Annotated in this window: 1 protein-coding gene and 1 pseudogene; both read right to left on the bottom strand. The window is 32.1% G+C overall.

Annotation, left to right across the window (positions count from 1 at the left end; translation table 11 throughout):
* Positions 1-2,628: glucosaminidase domain-containing protein (locus Q0K54_RS13685; protein ID WP_294582077.1), on the bottom strand; the 2,628-nt coding region annotated here is incomplete at its 3' end.
* 263 nt (positions 2,629-2,891) lie between these two features.
* Positions 2,892-3,157, bottom strand: a pseudogene (locus Q0K54_RS13680) (hypothetical protein); the annotation flags it as partial.

Genomic DNA, 3,157 nt, shown 5'->3' with positions numbered 1-3,157 from the left:
ACGTTTGGATTGTCCTTCAGTTCCTGATACATTTCCATCATATACATTGCCTAACCATCCAATATCTTGTACATGTGTTGCATATTTTACATAATGTTGTTTAAATGGTGTATCTGTACTTCCTGGTGCTTTTTCTCCTTTTAATTTTATTACTATTTCTATTGCTTCTAATCGATAGCTATATCCTGCTGTTCCAGCAGACTCACCATTTTTAGCCCAATCCATCCAGCCTAATTCTTGAACATGTACTCGATAATAAATATCAAAATTCTCTTCAAGTTCATCTGTAAGTTTTATTTTGATTGCTTCTAATCTCTTTGACTGTCCTTCGGTTCCTGATACTGTACCATCTTCCACCCAGTCTTGCCATCCAATATCTTGAATATGAGTTTGATATTCTATACTTCCAGTATATGTATTGTCATCTAGTTTAATTTCAATGGCTTCTAAACGTTTCTTCTGATTAGTTGTTCCAGATGTTTTTCCTTCTTCAACATATCCTTGCCAACCATCATCTTGTACATGAGTACGATATGTAATGGTTGGAATAGTAATTGTTGCATCTCTAATTAATCTAAACTCAATTGCCTGTATATTATATCCATCTGTTCCGGCATTATTACCTTGATTAACCCAATCTTGCCATCCAATATCAGCACTATGTACCCGATATTGCAATACATATCCTGATAGATTACTTATTGTAAAATTAACCAATTGCATAGACTGATTATTATTTCCAACATCAATAGAACTACTAATTTCATTATAATTAATCCATGAACCATTACTATAAATTTTCCCACTCAATATCACTGAATCATTTACATTAGATAGACTTAGTTTCAACTGGTATAGATCTAACGATCTACCCGTTGTTCCAGCAGTATTCGGTTCTGTTACTGTCTCTAGCCAACCAACTGATTGACTGTTTGCAGAATATGAAATATGTGGTTCACTACTATCTTTACCACTAGAAGCCCCAGTAGTATTTTCTGTGTTTTGACTACTATCTGTGTATGTTCCTTGTTTTACAATTGAAACACTTGACTTAGGGATATAGCCATAACTGATATTATAATCATATGCAGATTGTACCAATATTCCCGATCTACTACTATTTACTGCACCGTCTGATTGAATTTTATAGTAATCTCCACTTTCACCAATAATAATAAATGGATAATTCGAAGGAGCATAATTTTTATAAGTTGTTTTGGAACTTATTGGATATGTTGAATACAAAGTTGTAGATGAACTGCTTGGGTTATTTTTTATCGCAATTACTGTATGATTAATACTATTTGTATCTTTAATTGCAAGCGTATATTTTGAAGAATCGCTACCACCAAGATAGTTATCAATTCTCCAGCATACAGCAGCTGCTTTTTCACCCCAATATGGGTCTGAAGCATATTTAACATTCATACCACTAGCTTTATCCCCAACGTTTGCTCCATAATATCTACTATCTGTAACTGGATCTAAATATCCTTTAGAAACAAAGTTTGCAGCATGATAATACACACTATATTCTACTGATGAATATGCATTTGAACTTCCATTAGGATCACTATCATATGCTGCATGTCCAAATAAGTTATTCTTAGTTGCAGCAATATTGCTACATCCCCAAGCACTTTCATTTGCTGCAACTGCAATCATCAACAAAGCATTGCTTCCATAAGCATTTTGATTATCTATAAATGTTTGACCTAAATTTCTCAGTTTAGATGTTCTTCCATAACTGTTTTCTGAAGCAGTAACCATTGATGATATTGCTGAATTTAACTGACTAGCACTGTAAGACGTTTTACTACGATGAGAAAGATATTGAAAATAATTATAATATGGTGAACCACTATTTACAGCATTAGTTCTAACATTATTTCGATAATCATTTAACATCGTAGCATAACTAGAATAATTACTATTTTCATAAAAATAGTGTCCATCATAACTATAATAATCATATCCCTCTTTTAAATATGATGGAGCGGGTCCACAATCGAGTCTATTAGAATAACTACTATTTGAAACATTTGTAACAATACCATGATATAAACGTCCGTTACTCACATAATATTTTGATGTTGTTACTACTTTTGATGAAGTATACTGCAATACTTCTACCTCGCTAATTGGTACCCAACCTACAACTCCAGCTTGCATAAATTTTACTTTAGTTGGATTTGATTCATTATCATATCCTAAAAATGCTCCATCAGCTGCATAGTATCCATTAGTATATCCAGATCTATTAGTACCTTCTTCTATATATTCTGTATTATACTGAGAAGAACCTTTAGTTCTAAAATTAACCAAAGCTACTGAAGAATTACTATAAGTACTTCTTGCTTGAGCAACATTTTTATCATCACTATCATTAGATGTTTCTGGCATGTCATTTTCAACTGTTTCTAGTGGCAATACATTGCCCTCTTCATCCATAGCTGTTACAACTTCATCTTCACCTAATGTTTCCCCAGCTTCAAAATTATCTTTTTCATTTCCATTAGTCGATGTAGCATTATCATCGACTGCATATAAAGATGAAACATTCGTGATGCTAAATAATAAACCAAAAGCAACAATTATTAAAAGTAATTTTTTCACATATTTTCTCAACTATTTCTCTCCTTTCTACTCACCTAACAAACAAATATATAATTTATTTGTTGAATAAATTATATCAACAAACAAAAAGAATTACTAGAATTAATCACAAATACATCATATATAATTATATCATTACCATTTAAAACCAACTTACAGGTTCTTAAATTAAATAATTTTTATTTTCTAAAACTGTTGAAATTACTATCATTTAACAAAAAAGATGAGAAATTAATCTCATCTTTTATAGTTTAAAAAATCTTGTGCACTTTTATTTAGTTACTTGTACTAGTAGGTCCATTACTACCTTTTTCAACAAATACTATTTCTATTGCTTCTAGTCGCTTTGACTGTCCTGTTGTCCCAGCTGTTTCACCATTTTTAACCCAACTTTGCCATCCAATATCTTGTATGTGTACTCGATAGTATATATCATAATGACTTGCCATTTCTCCGGTTAAATCTATTTCGATTGCTTCTAATCTCTTTGATTGTCCGCTTGTCCCGGCCATCGCTCCATCTGCTCTCCAGCTTTGCCATC

Origin of the sequence: uncultured Thomasclavelia sp., from assembly GCF_944324745.1 — a bacterium.
GTDB lineage: Bacteria > Bacillota_I > Bacilli_A > Erysipelotrichales > Coprobacillaceae > Thomasclavelia.
The sequence above is the reverse complement of the archived record's forward strand: the minus strand, read 5'-3'. Positions and strand labels throughout refer to the sequence as shown.